This is a genomic window from Streptomyces sp. NPDC058525, from assembly GCF_042719495.1.
Lineage (GTDB): Bacteria > Actinomycetota > Actinomycetes > Streptomycetales > Streptomycetaceae > Streptomyces.
This window is the reverse complement of sequence record NZ_JBHXNP010000026.1, coordinates 42,624-60,760: the sequence shown is the minus strand read 5'-3', so window position 1 is coordinate 60,760 and position 18,137 is coordinate 42,624. Positions and strand designations below refer to the sequence as shown.

Annotated in this window: 12 protein-coding genes and 1 tRNA gene; 8 read left to right on the top strand and 5 right to left on the bottom strand. The window is 74.4% G+C overall.

Annotated elements, in window-relative coordinates; translation table 11 throughout:
- Positions 1-205 precede the first annotated feature (205 nt).
- Positions 206-2,320, top strand: coding sequence for a glycogen debranching protein GlgX (glgX, locus tag ACFWP3_RS15070; RefSeq protein ID WP_384220547.1), 2,115 nt, complete (start codon positions 206-208; stop codon positions 2,318-2,320).
- Here the strand turns inward: glgX and ACFWP3_RS15065 are convergent.
- Complete coding sequence (locus ACFWP3_RS15065) at positions 2,305-3,603, bottom strand: MFS transporter (RefSeq protein ID WP_384220545.1); 1,299 nt, start codon at positions 3,601-3,603, stop codon at positions 2,305-2,307. The two genes, glgX and ACFWP3_RS15065, sit on opposite strands and share 16 nt — an antisense overlap.
- An 82-nt stretch (positions 3,604-3,685) precedes the next feature.
- On the opposite strand from ACFWP3_RS15065, the gene treY reads away from it, so the two are divergent.
- Together treY and ACFWP3_RS15055 are read left to right on the top strand one after the other, a co-directional pair.
- Entirely contained in the window at positions 3,686-5,944 is a 2,259-nt protein-coding gene (gene treY, locus ACFWP3_RS15060; RefSeq protein WP_384220543.1) for a malto-oligosyltrehalose synthase, read from the top strand.
- 750 nt (positions 5,945-6,694) lie between these two features.
- Complete coding sequence (locus ACFWP3_RS15055; protein WP_384220581.1) at positions 6,695-7,963, top strand: M14 family zinc carboxypeptidase; 1,269 nt, start codon at positions 6,695-6,697, stop codon at positions 7,961-7,963.
- Here the strand turns inward: ACFWP3_RS15055 and ACFWP3_RS15050 are convergent.
- Together ACFWP3_RS15050 and ACFWP3_RS15045 are read right to left on the bottom strand one after the other, a co-directional pair.
- Positions 7,960-8,427, bottom strand: a complete 468-nt coding sequence (locus tag ACFWP3_RS15050) for a GNAT family N-acetyltransferase (protein WP_384220541.1) — start codon at positions 8,425-8,427, stop codon at positions 7,960-7,962. The genes ACFWP3_RS15055 and ACFWP3_RS15050 overlap by 4 nt on opposite strands.
- Before the next feature lie 44 nt (positions 8,428-8,471).
- On the bottom strand, positions 8,472-9,035 hold the full coding sequence (locus ACFWP3_RS15045; RefSeq protein ID WP_384220539.1) for a DUF1707 and FHA domain-containing protein: 564 nt from the start codon (positions 9,033-9,035) through the stop codon (positions 8,472-8,474).
- 110 nt (positions 9,036-9,145) lie between these two features.
- On the opposite strand from ACFWP3_RS15045, the gene treZ reads away from it, so the two are divergent.
- Positions 9,146-10,894: a malto-oligosyltrehalose trehalohydrolase gene (gene treZ, locus ACFWP3_RS15040; RefSeq protein WP_384220537.1), complete on the top strand. Its 1,749-nt coding sequence runs from the start codon at positions 9,146-9,148 to the stop codon at positions 10,892-10,894.
- Positions 10,895-10,900: 6 nt separating this feature from the next.
- Here treZ and ACFWP3_RS15035 read toward each other — a convergent pair whose 3' ends face one another.
- On the bottom strand, positions 10,901-12,025 hold the full coding sequence (locus ACFWP3_RS15035; RefSeq protein WP_384220535.1) for a M24 family metallopeptidase: 1,125 nt from the start codon (positions 12,023-12,025) through the stop codon (positions 10,901-10,903).
- A 174-nt stretch (positions 12,026-12,199) separates the two neighbouring features.
- On the opposite strand from ACFWP3_RS15035, the gene ACFWP3_RS15030 reads away from it, so the two are divergent.
- Positions 12,200-12,272: transfer RNA gene (locus ACFWP3_RS15030), tRNA-His, on the top strand.
- A gap of 176 nt (positions 12,273-12,448) precedes the next feature.
- Here the strand turns inward: ACFWP3_RS15030 and ACFWP3_RS15025 are convergent.
- Entirely contained in the window at positions 12,449-14,509 is a 2,061-nt protein-coding gene (locus ACFWP3_RS15025) for a phosphocholine-specific phospholipase C (protein WP_384220533.1), read from the bottom strand.
- 307 nt (positions 14,510-14,816) lie between these two features.
- Here ACFWP3_RS15025 and ACFWP3_RS15020 point away from each other — a divergent pair, with 307 nt between their 5' ends.
- From ACFWP3_RS15020 to ACFWP3_RS15010, 3 genes are read left to right on the top strand one after another with little or no spacing between them, the layout of a single operon-like run.
- On the top strand, positions 14,817-15,839 hold the full coding sequence (locus ACFWP3_RS15020) for a 3-oxoacyl-ACP synthase III family protein (protein WP_384220531.1): 1,023 nt from the start codon (positions 14,817-14,819) through the stop codon (positions 15,837-15,839).
- Entirely contained in the window at positions 15,836-16,579 is a 744-nt protein-coding gene (locus ACFWP3_RS15015; RefSeq protein ID WP_384220529.1) for a glycosyltransferase family A protein, read from the top strand. The genes ACFWP3_RS15020 and ACFWP3_RS15015 overlap by 4 nt, the downstream gene beginning before the upstream one ends.
- On the top strand, positions 16,579-18,054 hold the full coding sequence (locus ACFWP3_RS15010; protein WP_384220527.1) for a class I adenylate-forming enzyme family protein: 1,476 nt from the start codon (positions 16,579-16,581) through the stop codon (positions 18,052-18,054). The genes ACFWP3_RS15015 and ACFWP3_RS15010 overlap by 1 nt, the downstream gene beginning before the upstream one ends.
- Positions 18,055-18,137 lie beyond the last annotated feature (83 nt).

The following is an 18,137-nucleotide window of genomic DNA, read 5'->3' as shown; positions in this document are numbered from 1 at the left end:
CCGGTGCAGCCCGATGGCCCGTACACCGGCTGCCCGTTGACCCATTATCCGATGCCCACACAGTCGTCCGACCCGCCTATCAGCTCTGCGGGTCACCCGTAGAGAGCAACCCAAGTCCGCGCGTGAGGACCCTCTTTCGGGGAAGATCTGGCAGTGACGCGGTCCAGCCGGATCAGCCGGAGCAGGATGGGAAGAGTCGTTATCTATGCAGGTCTGGCCGGGACAGGCGTATCCGCTCGGTGCCACGTACGACGGCGCCGGCACCAATTTCGCGGTCTACTCGGAGGCCGCCCGACGCATCGAGCTGTGCCTCCTGCACGACGACGGCTCCGAGACCGCCGTGGAACTGCGCGAGACGGACGCCTTCGTCCGGCACGCCTACCTGCCGGGGGTCATGCCGGGCCAGCGCTACGGGTTCCGCGTCCACGGCCCCTACGAGCCCGACCGCGGCCGGCGCTGCAATGCGGCGAAGCTGCTGCTGGACCCGTACGCGCGGGCCATCAGCGGCCAGGTGAGCTGGAACGAGGCGGTGTACGGCTACCACTTCGGCCGGCCCGACTCCCGCAACGACCTGGACTCCGCCCCGCACACCATGAGCTCCGTCGTGGTGAACCCGTACTTCGACTGGGCCAACGACCGGCCGCCGCGTCACGAGTACCACCACACCGTGCTGTACGAGGCCCACGTCAAGGGTCTGACGATGCACCACCCCGACCTCCCCGAGGAGCTGCGCGGCACGTACGGGGCGCTCGCGCACCCGGCGGTCATCGGGCACCTGACCAAGCTCGGGGTGACGGCGCTGGAGCTGATGCCGGTGCACCAGTTCGTCAACGACCACCGGCTGGTCAACGACGGGCTGAGCAACTACTGGGGCTACAACACCATCGGCTTCTTCGCCCCGCACAACGGCTACGCCTCGGGTGACCGCGGCCAGCAGGTGCTGGAGTTCAAGTCGGCGGTGCGGGCCCTGCACGAGGCGGGCATCGAGGTGATCCTGGACGTGGTCTACAACCACACGGCCGAGGGCAACCACCTGGGTCCGACGCTGTCCTTCCGCGGGCTGGACAACGCCTCGTACTACCGGCTGGCCGAGGACCCGCGCCACTACATGGACACCACCGGCACCGGGAACTCGCTCCTGATGCGCTCCCCGCACGTGCTCCAGCTGATCATGGACTCGCTGCGGTACTGGGTCACCGAGATGCACGTGGACGGCTTCCGCTTCGACCTGGCGGCGACGCTGGCCCGCCAGTTCCACGAGGTGGACCGGCTGTCCTCGTTCTTCGACCTGGTCCAGCAGGATCCGGTGGTGAGCCAGGTGAAGCTGATCGCCGAGCCCTGGGACCTGGGCGAGGGCGGCTACCAGGTGGGCAACTTCCCGCCGCTGTGGACCGAGTGGAACGGCAAGTACCGGGACACCGTACGGGACTTGTGGCGGGGGCAGCCGCGCACGCTGGCGGAGTTCGCGGGCCGGCTCACCGGCTCCTCGGACCTCTACCAGGACGACGGGCGGCGCCCGCTGGCCTCGATCAACTTCACCACCTGCCACGACGGTTTCACCCTGCACGACCTCGTCTCCTACAACGAGAAGCACAACGAGGCCAACCGGGAGGGCAACCGGGACGGCGAGACCCACAACCGGTCCTGGAACTGCGGGGTGGAGGGGCCGACGGAGGACCCGGAGGTGCTGGAGCTGCGCGAGCGGCAGATGCGCAACTTCACGGCCACGCTGATGCTGTCCCAGGGCGTGCCGATGCTCAGCCACGGCGACGAGTTCGGCCGCACGCAGGGCGGCAACAACAACGCCTACTGCCAGGACAACGAACTGTCCTGGGTGGGCTGGCCGGAGCCCGGCAAACCGGCGCCCTCGCTGCTGGAGTTCACCCGGCGGATGGTGTGGCTGCGCCGCGACCACCCGGTGTTCCGGCGGCGCCGGTTCTTCCACGGGCGGCCGGTGGAGGGGACCCACGACGAGCTCTCCGACATCGCCTGGTTCACCCCGCACGGAGAGGAGATGCGGGCCCGCGACTGGCAGGCGCAGCACGCGCGGGCGCTGACGGTGTTCCTGAACGGGGAGGCAATCTCCGAGCCGGGGACCCGCGGGGAGCGGATCACCGACGACTCGTTCCTGCTGATGTTCAACGCGGGCGCCGATCCACAGGAGTTCACCGTCCCGGCGGGGCACGGGGCGCAGTGGCGGCTGGTCGTGGACACGGCGCGGCCGGACGTACTGCCACCCGGCACCGGGCCGCAGTTCGCGGCCGGGGACCGGGTGGCGCTGACGGGACGGTGTCTGGTGGTGCTTCAGCGCCCGGCGTAGGCGGAGCTCTCGCCCACGGACGGGGTGCCGGCCTGCCGGGCCGGGATGAAGACCGTGCCGTGGGTACGGGCGGCCGGCACCCGGGTGAGCAGGGCGAGGGTCAGGCACAGCGCGGCGGCCCCCACGGCCACGGCGAAGGCCGCGGCGGGCCCGTAGGACTCGGCGAGCCGCCCGGAGAGCGGCAGCGCGAGGGCCTGCCCGGCGACCAGGGCGCTGGCGGCGAAGGCCATCGACTCGGCGAGCCGGGCGGGCTCCACCACCCGCTCGGTGAGGGCGAACGCGGTGATCAGGTGCGGGGCGTAGGCCGCGCCGAGCACGGTGACGACCAGGTACAGCGGCCACAGGGTGCCGGTGAACAGCAGCGGCACGGAGAACACCAGCGCGGCCGCCGTGGCCACCCGCCAGCGCAGCCGCAGCCCGAAGCGGGCGGGCAGCGCGCCGAGCGAGATGCCGACGACGGCGCTGACGACGCCCATGGCCGCGTACACCACGGCGGCCTGCTCGGGGACGCCCAGCCGCAGGGTGAGGGCGGCGATCCCGGCCTGGCAGGCGCCGAACATGGCGCCCTGGAGGGCGAGGGAGCCGCGGACCGCGTGGACCACGCGCGGCTGGCGGACCCGGGGCTCGCGGCGCTCCCGGCGGTCCTTGCCGCGGGGCCGCGCGGGGCGCCCGGCCGTGACGGCGGCGGTCGGGTGCAGTGCGAAGGCGGTGCCGAAGACGGCGACGAGGACGGCCGCCCCGCCGAGGGCGACCGCGGGGTGCGCGACGATCGAGGCGAGCCCGACGAAGGCGGGGCCGAGGACGAAGGAGACCTCGTCCAGGGTGCCTTCGAGCGAGTGCACGGCGCCGACCACGCCCTCGTCGGACTTGGCGCGGTGGGCGAGGGCCACGGATCGGGTCCGGGCGAGCGGCCCGATCAGCGGGATGGAGGCGCCCGCGACGGCTCCGACGGCGGCGAGCGGGAGGGTGGCGAGGTGGCCGAGGGCCCCGGCCACCAGGGCGGCGGTCGCGACGGCGTTGACCGCGGCGGCGGTCAGTACGACGGGCCGCTGGCCGTGCCGGTCGGCGAGCCGGCCGAGGACGGGTCCGAAGACCACCTGCCCGGCCGAGAGGGTGCCGCCGACGACGGCGCCGGTGGCGATCGAGCCGCTGGTCTGGGCGACCAGCACCACGCTGCCGAACTGGGACATCGCGACGGGCAGTCGGGCGAAGAAGGAGACGAAGGGGAGAAGGGGCCCGGTCAGGGCGATGACTCTTCGATAGGTGTTGACGGTTCCAACCACTTGAGCAACGCTAACCCGATGCAGTCACTCGTATGCATTGGGTAATGGCACGGAATCCGGCAGGCTGGGTACGTACGTTCTCATGAGCCTGCCGCGGACACCCATCCCATCGGAATCTGATGTTCCGACACCTGTCACTCCGGCGTCGACCTACCGTCTCCAGCTGCGTCCCGAGTTCCCCTTCGCGGCGGCCGAGGCAGCCGTTCCGTACCTCTCCTCGCTGGGCGTGTCCCACCTGCACCTGTCGCCGGTCCTGGAGGCGGCGCCCGGTTCGGCGCACGGGTACGACGTCACCGACCACTCCCGGGTGCGCGCGGAGCTCGGCGGCGAGCCGGGCCTGCGGTCACTGGCCACCGCCGCCCGGGCGCACGGGCTGGGCCTGGTGCTCGACATCGTGCCGAACCACATGGCGGTGCCGGCGCCGCTGCGGCTGAACCGGCCGCTGTGGGAGGTGCTGCGCGAGGGGCCGTCCTCGCCGTTCGCCCGCTGGTTCGACATCGACTGGGAGGCGGGCGGCGGGCAGGTGCTGCTGCCGGTGCTGGCCGGTCCGGCGGAGTCCTGCGAGCTGACGGCCGACGGGGACGTACTGCGCTACGGGGAGCAGGAGTTCCCGCTGCGGGAGGGGACCGCGGGGCTGGAGCTGCCCGAGCTGCTGGCCGCGCAGTGGTACCGGCCGGCCTGGTGGCGCGAGGCCCGCACCGGACTCAACTACCGCCGCTTCTTCACCATTTCGGAGCTGATCGGGGTCCGGGTGGAGGACCCGGAGGTGTTCACGGCCACCCACGCCAAGATCCTGGAGCTGGTCCGGGACGGGGTGGTGGAGGGGCTGCGGATCGACCACGTGGACGGGCTGGCGGACCCGGAGGGCTACCTGCGGCGGCTGCGGGCGGCGGCGGGGCCGCACTGCTGGGTGGTGGTGGAGAAGATCCTGGCCCGGGACGAACGGCTGCCGCCCGCCTGGCCGGTGGCGGGCACCACCGGCTACGACGCGCTGCACCGGGTGGACGGGGTGTTCACCGACCCGGACGGCGCGGCCGAACTGGCCCGCCGGTTCGGCGAGTCCACCGCGGCACCGGCGTGGGAGCGGATCGCGGAGGCGTGCGCGCGGGAGGTGCTGACCGGCGACCTGGCCGCCGAGCTGGGTGCGCTGGAACGCCGGGCCGGACCGGAACTGGCTTCGGCGGTGCGGGAGTTGCTGATCGCCTATCCGGTCTACCGGCCCTACCCCGGCGATCCCGAACCGGATCCGCGGGCCGTGGAGCGGGCGGCCGCGGCCGCCGGTCCCGGCGCGGTGGCCGGCGTACGGGAGCTGCTGCTGCACGATCCCGCCTTCGCGGCCCGCTTCGCGCAGACCTCGGCCGCGCTGCGGGCCAAGTCCCTGGAGGACCGGGCCTTCTACCGGTACGCGCCGCTGCTGTCGGCCACCGAGGTCGGCGGGGATCCGGGCCGGCCGGCGGTCTCCGCAGCGGAGTTCCACACGTACTGCGACCGGCTGGAGCGGGACTGGCCCCGGTCCGGGACGGTCCTGTCCACCCACGACACCAAGCGCAGCGCGGACGTCCGGGCCAGGATCTCGGTGCTGTCGCAGGCGCCGGGGCCGATGGACGGGGCCGCGGCGGCCGGGGCGGACCCGGCACTGGCGTGGACGGCCCGGCAGACCGCGCTGGGGCTGGGCCGGGCGCCGCAGGCCGTGCCCCGGCTGGCCGAGGCGCTGCTCAAGGGGGTCCGGGAGGCGGGCCTGCGGACCAGCTGGACGGAGCCGGACGAGGCGTACGAGGCCGCGGTGGCGGGGTACGCGCCCGGACCGCTCGACCTGCCGCCGGAGCTGGCGGAGGCGGCCCGCGCCAATGTGCTGGGCATGGCGCTGCTGCAATTGGCGATGCCGGGGGTGCCAGAGGTGTACCAGGGCTCCGAGACGGAGTACCGGGCCCTGGTCGATCCGGACAACCGGCGCCCGGCCCGTTTCCCGCGGGAGGCGCTGGCCCGGCTGGACGCGGGGGCCGGCCCTGAGGGGCTCGCCGAGGAGAAACTGGCGCTCACGGCCGCGGTGCTGCGGTTGCGGCGGGACCGGCCGGAGCTGTTCAGCGGGTACGCCCCGCTGGCGGCGCGGGGGCCGGCGGCGGACCACTGCCTGGCCTTCACCCGCTCCCCGGGCCTGGTGGTGGTGGCCACGCGGTTCGCCCACCGGCTGGCCGGGGCCGGTGGCTGGCGCGACACGGTGCTGGTCCTGCCGCCGGGGCGCTGGGCCGGGCTGCCGGACGGCACCGAGCACGAGGCCGAGACCCCCCTCGCCGCCCTCCTCCCCCACTCCCCCACCCGCCTCCTCCTCCGCACCCCCTGACCCGACCGGTGCTCCGCCCCAGGCCCCCGAACGGGGCGGAGCCCGGCAACGCACCGGGACCGGGTGCGGGTCAAAGACCCGGGGCTCCGCCTCGCCCCCGCGCCCCAAACCCCGGCGAGGCTGGAGTGTCCCGACGCACCGGGACCAAGTGCGGGTCAAAGACCCGGGGCTCCGCCCCGGCCCCCGCGCCTCAAACGCCGGCGAGGCTGGAGTGTCCCGACGCACCGGGGCAGGGTGCGGGTCAAAGACCCGGGGCTCCGCCCCGGACCCCGCGCCTCAAACGCCGGCGAGGCTGGATGTTGCCCCCGCCGCCGTGCGAGGTGCCCCTTCGGGCGATCCAGCAGGTGTGGTCAAGGTCAGCTTGCCGGGTTGCCCCCTGCGGGCGATCCCGCCGCGCTCGGCGGGCGCCTGCGGCTAACGCCAGCCGCACTTGGCAGGCGGCAGGGGCCACATCCAGCCTCGCCGGCGTTTGAGGCGCGGGGGGCGGGGCGGAGCCCCGATCTGTTCAGCCCCGCCGGCGTTTGAGGCGCGGGGGGCGGGGCGGAGCCCCGATCTGTTCAGCCTCGCCGGCGTTTGAGGCGCGGGGGCCGGGGCCGAGCCCCGATCTGTTCAGCCCCGCCGGCGTTTGAGGCGCGGGGGGCGGGGCAGGGCCCCGGTCCTTCGGCCGAGCGCCCGTCGTTCGGGTTGGGTGGGGGAACTGTGCGGGCTGCGCAGCAGTAGGGGTGGGGCCCGGCGGGCATGGCATCCCTTGTGACCCTCCTCCGCGACACGCGCTACCCCACACCGCACGAGCTCGCCCTGGCCGCCCGGGCCCTCGCGGACGAACACCCCGCCTCGGCCCGGCTCCGCCAGGCCGGTAGCTCCCGGGGCGGGCAGCCCCTCTGGCTGCTCTCCCTCGCGGCCACCGGCCGCCCCCGCCGGGACGTCCTCGTCGTCGCCGGGGCCCACGCCAACGAACCCGTCGGCGGCGCCACCGTGCTCTCCCTCGCCCGCCGGCTCCTCCACGAGCCCGGCCCGCGCACCGGCTGCGGCTGGCACTTCCTGCTCTGCGCCGATCCCGACGGCGCCGACCTGCACCGCACGCCCCGGCCGTACTCCCTGCTCGACTACCACCGGCACTTCTTCCGGCCCCCCGGCCCCGAACAGCCCGAGTGGGCGCCGTCTTTACTGCCCCCGGACCGCCTGCCGCCCGAGACCCTGGCCCTGACCGCGCTCATCGACGAGCTGCGGCCCGTGCTCCAGGTCTCGCTGCACGCCACCGACCTCGGCGGCTCCTGGGTGCAGCTCACCCGGGACATATCCGGCCTCGCCGAGCCCTTCGGCAAATCGGCCGCCGAGCTGCGCATCCCGGTGGAGAACGGGGCCTCGGACGCCGCCGGCTGGCCCTCCCCCGGGCCCGGGATCTTCGTGATCCCGCAGCCGGGGAGCGAGGCCGCCGGGGCCTTCCACCCCGAGGACACCAGACTCAGCACCTGGTACCACGCCCACCGCTACGCCGGCACCACCGCGATCGTCGAAGTCCCCATGTGGGCCTCGGACCTGGTGGACGACCCCACCCCGCACCCCGACCCGCGCGGCGCCCTGCGGCTGCTGGCCGCGCGGCTCGGCGAGGACACCGCGCGGGTGGCCGCCGTACGGGAGGGGATCCGCCGCGGCCGGCTGCCGTACGAGGATCCGGCCGCCGCGCCCCTGCTGCGCGCGGTGGACTGGACGCTCGCGCTGATCCCCCGGATCACCGCCGAGTGGACCGGCGACGGGGCCCCCACCGAGGCCACCTCGGCGTACGTCGCGAGCATCGACGCCTTCGGTCGGCGCCTGTCGCTGCGCGCCGCCGCGATGCTGCTGCGGGTGCTGCGCACCCAGGGCCATCCGTCGGCGCCCGGGCTGGACCGGCTGGTCACGGGGTGGTGCGAGGACTTCGCGGCCCGCTTCCAGGCCCGCTGGGTCCCGGTCGCCACCCAGGTGGAGCACCAGTCCCGTACGGTCCTGGCCGCGTACGAACGCCTGATCGCGCCCTAACCGGCGTCCACGGACAGGCCGTACCGCCGCTTGGGCAGGCCCGTGGCGCCGAGCCGGTCGTAGAACCGGATCGCGCCCTCGTTCCAGTCGGGGGTCTGCCACTGGACCTGCCCGAGGCCGAGCTCGCGGGCCAGCTCCCGCACGCCGTCCACCAGGGCGGCGCCCAGCCCGTGGCCGCGGGCCTCCTCGGCCAGGTACAGGCAGTCCATGTGGAGGTAGTGGCCCGCGTCCCAGAAGGAGAACTCCGCCGAGCAGGCGGCGTATCCGGCGACCCCGCCGTCCGGCGTCTGCGCGAGCAGCACCCACATCCGGGCGTCCTCGGCGAAGAGCTGCGGCCCGAGCCGCTCGGCGAGGTCCGGCGGCCGGGGCGCGGACTTCTCGTACGCGATGTGCTCCCGCATGAGTTCGACCAGGCGGGGCAGGTCCCCGACGCGTGCGCGGCGCACGACAGGCATGTGTTCCATGCCCTCCACCCTGCACCACGGCCCGGCCGGACCGCGGGCCGGGTTCAGCTCGAGGACAACCGGAAGGCCATCTTCCCGAAGCTGACCTGGTCGCCGTCCCGGACCACCGCGGATCCGGTGACCCTGCGCCCGTTGACCGTGGTCCCGTTGGTGGAGCCGAGGTCCTTGAGCACCCACACCCCGTCGCGCAGGCTCAGCTCCGCGTGCGCCCGGGAGACGGTCTCGTGGCTGAGCCGCAGCCCGTTGCCGGGGTCGCGGCCGATCCGCAGGCCGCCCGCGCCGGGGTGCGGCAGCAGCAGCTTGGGCAGTTTCTCCGCGGCCCAGGCGCGCCGCACCCCGACCGAGACCGCGGACACCCGCCCGACCCAGCCGAACAGCCGACGGGTCCAGGGGCTTTCGGGCCCCTCCCTCGTCTCGAGGTCGGCGGTGAGGACGGCGAGGTCCTCGGAACGGCGGGCAACCAGGGCGAGTTCCATCCGGCGCAGGAACGTGTCGTGGGACAGCTTCCCGAGGGCCGCACCCTCCCTGAGCTGGCCCAGCGCCCGGTCGCGCTCGGCATCCGAAAGCCGCGGTACCGGGTAGGCGGGGAACTCAAAACTCGACGTCACAGGGTGATTGTCGGCCCGTCGGGGCCGGAGTGTCCAGAACTCCCCCGCGGAGCCCGGAATGATGGGCAGGATACGCATGCTGAACAGCGCCGCAGACGAGGGGAACGTCCGTGCAGTTCGAGGTGTGGGCACCGCTGACAGGTCATGTCGCCATGCGACTCGACGACGCGACGTACGACATGGCACGCGATCCGGAGCGCGCCGGCTGGTGGACCGTCCGGGCCCCCGCCGCCGACGGAAGCCGGTACGGGTTCCTGCTCGACGGCGGGCCGGACCCGCGGCCCGACCCGCGCGGCCGGCGGCTGCCGGACGGCCCCGACGGCCTGTCGGCGGTGGTCGACTTCACGGCGCTCCCCGAGCCGGCGGCCGCGGCCCCGCGCACCCCGCTCCAGGACGCGGTCCTGTACGAGCTGCACATCGGCACCTTCACCCCCGAGGGCACCTTCGACGCCGCCGCCGCGCGCCTGGGCCACCTCACCGCGCTCGGGGTCACGCACGTGGAGCTGATGCCGGTCTGCCCCTTCCCCGGACGGCACGGCTGGGGGTACGACGGGGTCGCCCCCTGGGCGGTGCACGAGCCGTACGGCGGCCCGGCCGGGCTGGCCCGGTTCGTGGCGGCGGCCCACGCCGCCGGGCTGGGCGTGGTCCTGGACGTGGTCCACAACCACCTCGGCCCGTCCGGCAACCATCTGCCCGCCTTCGGCCCGTACTTCACCGACACCCACCACACCCCGTGGGGCGCGGCGGTGAACCTGGACGCGCCCGGCTCCGACGAGGTGCGCGCCTACCTCCTGGGCAGCGCGCTGGCCTGGCTGCGCGACTACGGGATCGACGGGCTGCGGCTGGACGCCGTGCACGCGCTCGCCGACGACCGCGCGCTGACCTTCCTGGAGGAGCTGTCCGCCGCGGTGGACGAGCTGGCGGCCGAGACCGGCCGCCCGCTGTTCCTGATCGCCGAGTCCGACCGGTGCGACCCGCGCACCACCACCCCGCGCGCCGACGGGGGCCTGGGGCTGCACGCCCAGTGGAACGACGACTTCCACCACGCCCTGCACTGCGCGCTGACCGGGGAGTCCCAGGCGTACTACGCCGATTTCGCCCGGGCCCCGCTGGCCGCCCTCGGCAAGACCCTGACCCGCGCCTTCTTCCACGACGGAACCTGGTCCTCCTTCCGCGGCCGCAGCCACGGCCGCCCGGTGGACCGCCGCCGGACCCCGGCGCACCACTTCCTCGGCTACACCCAGACCCACGACCAGATCGGCAACCGGGCGCTCGGCGACCGGCTCGCCGCCTCGCTCTCCCCCGGGCTGCTGGCGTGCGCCGCGACGGTCGCGCTGACCGGGCCGTTCGTGCCGATGCTGTTCATGGGCGAGGAGTGGGGTGCGGGCACGCCCTGGCAGTACTTCACCGACCACCCCGACCCGGAGCTGGCCGAGGCCGTGCGGGCCGGCCGGCGCCGGGAGTTCGCGGCGCACGGGTGGAAGGCCGAAGAGATTCCCGACCCGCAGGATCCCGCGACCCGGGACCGGTCCTGCCTGGACTGGGCCGAGCCGGACCGGGCGGACCACGCCCGCCTGCTGGCCTGGTACCGCACCCTCGTCACGCTGCGCCGCTCGCATCCGGACCTGCGCGATCCGGACCTGGCGGCGGTCCGGGTCGCGCACGACGAGGAGCGGCGCTGGCTCACCTTCCGGCGGGGCGACGTACGGGTGGCGGTGAACCTGTCCCCGGAGCCGGTGACCATCGCGCTGGGCCGCAACGGGGTGCGGGTGCTGGCCGCTTGGGAGCCGCTCGAACACCCGGGCCCGGACGGGCGGATCCACCTGCCGGGCGAGTCGGCGGTCGTCCTCGGGCCGTGAGGGCCGCTACTCGACGACCGCCAGCTCGCGCGGGGCGTTGTTGAGGCGGCGCCCGCCGTCCTCGGTGACGGTCACGATGTCCTCGATGCGGACGCCGAACCGGCCGGGCAGGTAGATGCCCGGCTCCACGGAGAAGCACATGCCGGGGACCATGGGCTGCTCCTCGCCCTCGACCATGTACGGCGGCTCGTGGGTGGTGACGCCGATGCCGTGGCCGGTGCGGTGGATGAACCGGTCGCCGTAGCCGAACTCGGTGATCACCGCGCGGGCGGCCCGGTCCACCTCCTGGCAGGAGACGCCGGGCCGGACCGCGGCCACCCCGGCCCGCTGGGCCTCGCGGACGACGTCGTGGACGCGCTGCTCCTCGGCGGTCGGCTCGCCCACGTGCACGGTGCGGGAGATGTCGGAGCCGTAGCCGTACCGCAGGCCGCCGAAGTCGAGGACGATCATGTCGCCGTGCCGGATGACCCGCTCACCGGCCTCGTGGTGCGGGTTGGCGCCGTTGGGGCCGGAGCCGACGACGGTGAAGTCGACCTGGGAGTGGCCGTGCGTGCGCAGCAGCGCGGCCAGGTCCTCGGCGACCTCGGTCTCCCGGCGGCCCGCGAAGGGGACGTGGAGGATCTGCGCGTAGGCGGCGTCGGCCGCGGCGCCCGCCGCGGCGAGGCGCTCCAGCTCCCGCTCGTCCTTCACCGCGCGCAGCATGGGCAGGGCGTCGGTGAGGGGCACGTAGGAGGTGGCGGGCAACTCCCTTTGCAGTCCGAGGAGGTGCAGGGCCCAGGTGTTGTCGCTCACCCCGAAGCGCCCGGCCGCGTCCAGCAGCGGGGCGCTCAGCGCGTACGGGTTCTTCCCGTCGGCCCAGTCCCGCAGGGTCAGCGCGGCGGCGCCGGGGGCCTTGGCGGCGTCGGGGGCCTCCAGTGCGGGCACCACGAGCACCGGCTCCTGCCCGGTGGCCAGGACCAGCAGGGTGAGCCGCTCGGTCTCGGCGGTGGGGCGGTAGCCGGTGAGGTGCGTGAGGTCGGGCCCGGGCGCGATCAGCAGCCCGGCCAGTCCGGCGTCGGCGGCCGTCTGCGCGGCGGCGGCCATCCGGGCGGCGTAGTCCTCGGACGTGAAGGGTGCGGGTTCACGGGTCATGCGGGTGATCCTGCCGTGGGCCGCGCGGCGGGGGTAGGGGCCGCGCCGGGCCGGCGCCCGCGCGGCCCCGGCCGCCGCGGAATAAGGCGTCGCGGAATAAGGCGTCGCGGGAGCACCCCTCTGATCGGCTATGCTGTGCATGCACGTCGAACGGGTGGTCCGCCGCCCTTCGTGGTGGGTGTAGCTCAGTTGGTAGAGCACCTGGTTGTGGTCCAGGTGGCCGCGGGTTCAAGTCCCGTCACTCACCCTGTGGGTCCCGTGAGGGGTACGAGGTTTCCTCGTACCCCTCACGGGCGTTTCCCCGTTCCGCCGAGGGCCTGTCCCGCCGAGGCCCGGGCCCGCCCGGCAGACCCCGCCTCGGCGGCGGCCTGCCGGGGTGGCGCGCGTCACACCGGTCCGCCGGCCGACGCGGGCGGGACCCGGTCAGACGGTCTTGATCGCCGGGTCGGAGCGGCCCGGCGCACTCGTCTCCACGTGGCCGGCGAAGCGGCGCAGGAAGGTGGCGTCCTTGTCGGAGACGACCTTGACGTCGTACCAGCGCGCCGTCGTGGCGAGGTTCACCGTGTGGGAGACCGTGGCGCCGGGACTGACCGCGATGGTCTGGGCCGCGCCGCCGTAGGCGTTGGTCACCGTGAGGCTGACCGCGGCCGTACCGGGGTTGGTCAGGGTGAGGGCCAGGTTGCCGGTGGAAGCCGTGTGGCGGGCCGTGACCTCGGGGCCGGCCGTCTTCGTCGGGCCCTTCCAGGTGCGCAGGAAGCCGTTCGGACCCCAGACGGTGAGGTTGATCTGGTTGCCGGTGGAGCTGCTGGTGCTCCAGGTGTCCGAGAGGGTCTTGCCCGCCTCGACCGTGTAGGGCCAGGGGCCGTCCGTACGGTTGCCCGAGGTGCTGTGGAAGTGGGCGCCGAGGGTGGGGCCGGAGGCGAAGGTCAGGGTGAACTTGCCGGTGGAGGTGGTGCGGGCGCCGTCCACGTACGGGCTGTAGCCCAGGGCGCGGGTGGGCTTGGACCCGGCCTCCTGCCGGGGCAGGGCGCCGGTGGCCGGCGGGGTGGGGTGGTAGGACGGGTGGCGGTTCTTGTCCGGCGGGACGTACCCGGCCGTGGAGGGCAGCGCGGCCGGCGCGGCGTCCGCCCGGGTGAAGTCGAACGCCGAGGTCAGGTCACCGCAGACCGCACGGCGCCACGGCGAGATGTTGGGCTCCTGCACCCCGAAGCGCTTCTCCATGAAGCGGATCACCGAGGTGTGGTCGAAGGTCTCGGAGCAGACGTAGCCGCCCTTGCTCCACGGCGAGACCACGATCATCGGGACGCGCGGGCCGAGCCCGTAGGGGCCGGCCGCGTAGCCGCCGCCACCGCTGTAGAGGTCGCCGGTCACGCTCGCGGTGGACAGGCCCCAGGCCGAGGAGGCCGGCGGGTACGGCGGCACCACGTGGTCGAAGAAGCCGTCGTTCTCGTCGTAGGTGATGAACAGGGCGGTCTTCGCCCACACCGCCGGATTCGACGTCAGCGCGTCCAGGACCTGCGAGATGTACCAGGCGCCGAAGTTCGTCGGCCAGTTGGAGTGCTCGCTGAACGCCTCGGGGGCCGCGATCCAGGACACCTCGGGCAGGGTGCCGGCCGCGACGTCGGCGCGCAGCCCGTCGAAGTACCCGCCGCCCGCCTTCACGTTGGTGCCCGTGCGGGCCTTCTCGTACAGGGGGCTGCCGGGCTGCGCGTTGCGGTAGGCGTTGAAGTAGAGCAGCGAGTTGTCGCCGTAGTTGCCGCGGAAGGCGTCGTCGATCCAGCCCCAGTGGCCGGCCGCGTTCAGGCCGTCGCCGATGTCCTGGTAGACCTTCCAGGAGACCCCGGCCGCCTCCAGCCGCTCGGGGTAGGTCTTCCAGCCGTAGCCCAGCTCCTGGTTGCCGAGGACGGGGCCGCCGCCGGTTCCGTCGTTGCCGGTGTAACCCGTCCACATGTAGTAGCGGTTGGGGTCGGTGGCCCCGATGAAGGAGCAGTGGTAGGCGTCGCACACGGTGAAGGCGTCGGCCAGGGCGTAGTGGAACGGTATGTCGTTCCGGGTCATGTACGACATCGTCGTGGCCGTCTTGGCCGGGACCCACTTGTCGTACTTGCCGTTGTTGTAGGCCTGGTGGCCGCCCGCCCAGTCGTGGTTCAGGCCCTCGAGGAACTGCATGCCGAGGTCCGCGATCTGCGGGTTGAAGGGGAGGATGTCCTTGGTCCCGTTGGACTGGTGGAACACGGACTTGCCGTTGTCCTGGAGGACCGGCCTCGGGTCGCCGAAGCCCCGGACGCCCTTCATCGCCCCGAAGTAGTGGTCGAAGGACCGGTTCTCCTGCATCAGGACGACGACGTGCTCGATGTCCTGGATCGTGCCGGTGGTGCCCTGGGCCTGGATGGCGGCGGCCCGCGCGATGCTGTCGTTCAGCATCGTCAGCGCGGCGGTGCCGCCCGCGATCTGCAGGAACCTGCGGCGGTTGAGTTCTGCCATGGCGTGACGACCTCTGCGGGTGAGGGGGGAGGGGGAGGCGAGGGGCGCCCCAAGGACAGCGCCCCCCGGGTACCGGACGGAGATCCCTGCCTGACAGCCGGCCGTACAGCCGGAGAACGGCAGTGGTCACCGCCGACGGCCCGCGCGTCTGGCGAAGACGGTAGGCGAACCACCCGCCGCGCAACAGCCCCCGGAGTCACTCCACTTCGAGGTCGGCCCGCCCGTACGGGGATACTCATCCGGCCCGTGCACCGATCTGAGCATCCGTACTCAGGTCCGGGAGATGGCGGCTTGTCATCGTGTGGGCATGCCCTTTCAGCCAAGTGACCGAAGGCCGCGCGCCGGGATAACCGCCGTCGGCAGCATGCTGCCCGCCGAGGTGCTCTCCTCGGACTCCCTCCAGCGGGAGGTCGCCCGGCTCAGCGGCCTCACGCTGCCGCCGACGCTGCTGCGGCAGGCCACCGGGATCGTCTCCCGCCGCGTCGCGGGCCCCGAGGTGTACGCCTCCACCCTCGCCGTGGGCGCCGCCCGCCGGGCGCTGGACGCGGCCGGGCTGGGCCCGCTCGACATCGACCTGCTGCTCTTCGCCTCCGCCTCCCGGGACATGGTCGAGCCCGCCACCGCGCACATCGTGCAGTCGGAACTGGGCTCGCGGGCCCACGCCCTGGACGCCACCAACGCCTGCAACAGCTTCGTGAACGGGATCGACCTCGCCCGGTCGATGATCCTGGCCGGGCGGGCCCGGCGGGCCCTGGTGGTCACCGGGGAGACGCCGAGCCGCGCGGTGCGCAAGGACCCCGCCGACATCGCCGAGTTCCGCAGCGGCTTCGCGGGGTACACGTTCGGAGACGCGGGGGCCGCCGTGGTCGTGGAGGCCGTGGAGCGCGGCGGGATCCTCGACGTGGACACGGAGACCCACTCGGAGCACTGGGAGGTCGGCGGCATCCCGGGCGGCGGTTCGCGCCACCCGCGCGGGGACGGGTACACCTACTTCCGCGGCGACGGGCACGAACTGCGCGGCGTCTTCGAGAAGGTGGGCACCGCCGTCATCGACCGGACCCTGCACCGGACGGGGATGGACTGGGACGGCTTCGCCAAGGTGCTGGTGCACCAGGTGACCGTGCCGTACCTGGAGCGGTTCGCGGAGCTGACCGGAGTGCCGGCCGGGAAGCTCGTGGTGACCGTGCCCGAGCTCGGCAACGTGGCGAGCGCGAGCATCGGGATCCAGCTGGACCGGGTGTTCGCGGAACTGGAGCCGGGGCAGCGGGTGTTGTTCGTCGGCCTCGGCGGTGGCATCAGCATCATGACGATGGTCTGGGAGAAGTCGTGAACCGGTCCCTGTGGGTGGTCGTGCCCGCGCACGAGGAGGAGGCCCGCCTCGCGCAGACCCTGCGCGCCCTGGCCGAGCAGCGGGACCGGGACTTCACCCTGCTCGTCGTCGACAACGCCTCGGCGGACCGGACGGCCGAGATCGCCCGGGAGTTCGCGGCCCGCGCGCCCTTCCCGGTCGAGGTGATCGAGGAGCCGCAGAAGGGCGTCGGCTCGGCCGTCGACACCGGCTTCCGGTACGCGATCGGCCGCGGCGCCGCCCTGCTCGCCCGCACGGACGCCGACTGCCTGCCCCGGCCCGGCTGGACGCACGCCGCGCGGACCGCCCTCGCGCGGAGCCCCGGACTGGTGTGCGGGCGGATCGTCGCACGGCGCGACGAGCACGGCCCGCTCGGCCGGGCCGGCTTCGGCCTGCTCGTCGCGCTCGCCGCGCTGTTCGGCCGGCTGCGGCCCGGCCACGCGCGCCGCAACGGCTTCCGGGCCCCGTACCGCATGCACGCCGGCAACAACATGGCCATCACCGCCGAGCTGTACCTGGCCGTCGGCGGCATGCCCCGGCGCCCCTCCCCCACCGACCGGCTCTTCCTCAACGCCGTACGCCGCCACACCGACCGGATCGCGCACTGCCGGGAGATGGTCGTGGAGAACTCCACGCGACGCCTGCGGGCCTACGGGATCGCGGGCACCGCCCGCTGGTACCTGGACCAGGGCAGCGGCACGCACGGAACGGATCCCCGCTGATGCTCGACCGCCTCGACCACGCGCTGCGCAGCCGCCCCGAACAACCCGCCGTGCTCACCGCCACCCGGACCGGCGCGCCCCGGGTCCGGGCCACCCGCGGGGAACTCGCCGAGCTGTCCGACGCGTTCGCCGCCGCCCTGCACGCGCGCGGGCTGCGCGCCGGGGACACCGTCGGGGTCGCCGTACGGCCCGGCCCGCGGGCCCTGGCCGTCCTGCTCGCCCTGTGGCGGCTCGGGCTGCGCGGGGCCGTGCTCGACCCGGGGGCGGGGCCCGACGTGCTGCGCGCCCGGCTGTCCCTGGCCCGGCCCGCGCTGGTGCTGGCCGACGCGGCCGCGCAGGCCGTGGCCGGCTGGGCCCGGCCGCTGGCCCGCCGGGCCGGGCTCGCGCTGCCCGACCTGGCCGAGTTGGGCCCGGTGGCCACCGTCGGACCCCGGCTGCCGGGCTGCGCGCCCGCGCTGGACCTGGCGGCCCCCCGGGCGGGGGTGCCCGTGCACGGGGACCACGACGGGGACGCGGTCATCGTGTTCACCTCGGGGACCACCTCCCGGCCGCGCGCCGTGGTGCACACCCGGTCGAGCCTGGCCGCCGGGATGGCCACGGTCGCCGCCCTCTTCGACGCGGCTCCGGACCAGCCCGTGCTCGGGGGCACCTTCTTCGTCCTGGTCCCCTCGCTGACCTGCGGCGCCCCCGTCGCGCTCCCGGCCCGCGACCCGAAGGTGCTGGCCCGCCAGCTCCACCGGCTGCGCCCCCGGGACACCTATCTGACCCCGCCCGGACTGCGGGACGCGCTGGACGCCGGAGCCCGTTTCCACGGCCGGGTCTGGACGGGCTCGGCCCCGGCCGACGCCGCGCTGCTGGAGCGGGTACGGGCGGCGGGCGCGGCCCGGGCCTGGGGGGTGTACGCACTCACCGAGCTCTTCCCGGCCGCCGCGGTCGAGGCACGGGAGAAGTCCGCCTTCGAGGGCCCGGGGGACCTGGTCGGCGCCCCGCTGCCGGGCGTCCTGGCCCGGACCGACGCGGACGGCCAGCTGCTGCTGACCGGGGCCGCGGCCCGCGACCGCTACCTCGGCGAGGAACCCGAAGCGTGGGTGCGCACGGGCGACCGGGCGCGGCTGGACGGCACGGGCCGGATCGTCCTGGAGGGCAGGTGCAAGGACATGGTGCTGCGCCGGGCGGAGAACATCTACCCGGGGCTGTACGAGCCGGCCCTGCACGTGCCAGGGGTGGAACTGGCCGTGCTCGTCGGGGTCCCGGCGGGCGACGGCGACGAACGGCTGGTCGCCGTCGTACAGCCGGGGCGCGGCGCGGACGAACACGGCCTGCGCAGCGCCCTGTCGGGCCCGCTGCACCGGATGGGCACGGCCCGCCCCGACGCCCTCCTCTTCGCCCGCATCCCCCTGTCGGGGCGCTCCCGCAAACCGGACCGGGCGGCCACCTCCGCCATGGCGGCCCAACGCCTCGGCCCGACGGCGTGACGTCCCGCCGGGCACCCGCCCGGCCCGCCGGGGCCGCCCGCGTGCGGTTCCCGTAGTCCCGAACCTCGAGAAAGTGCGTACCG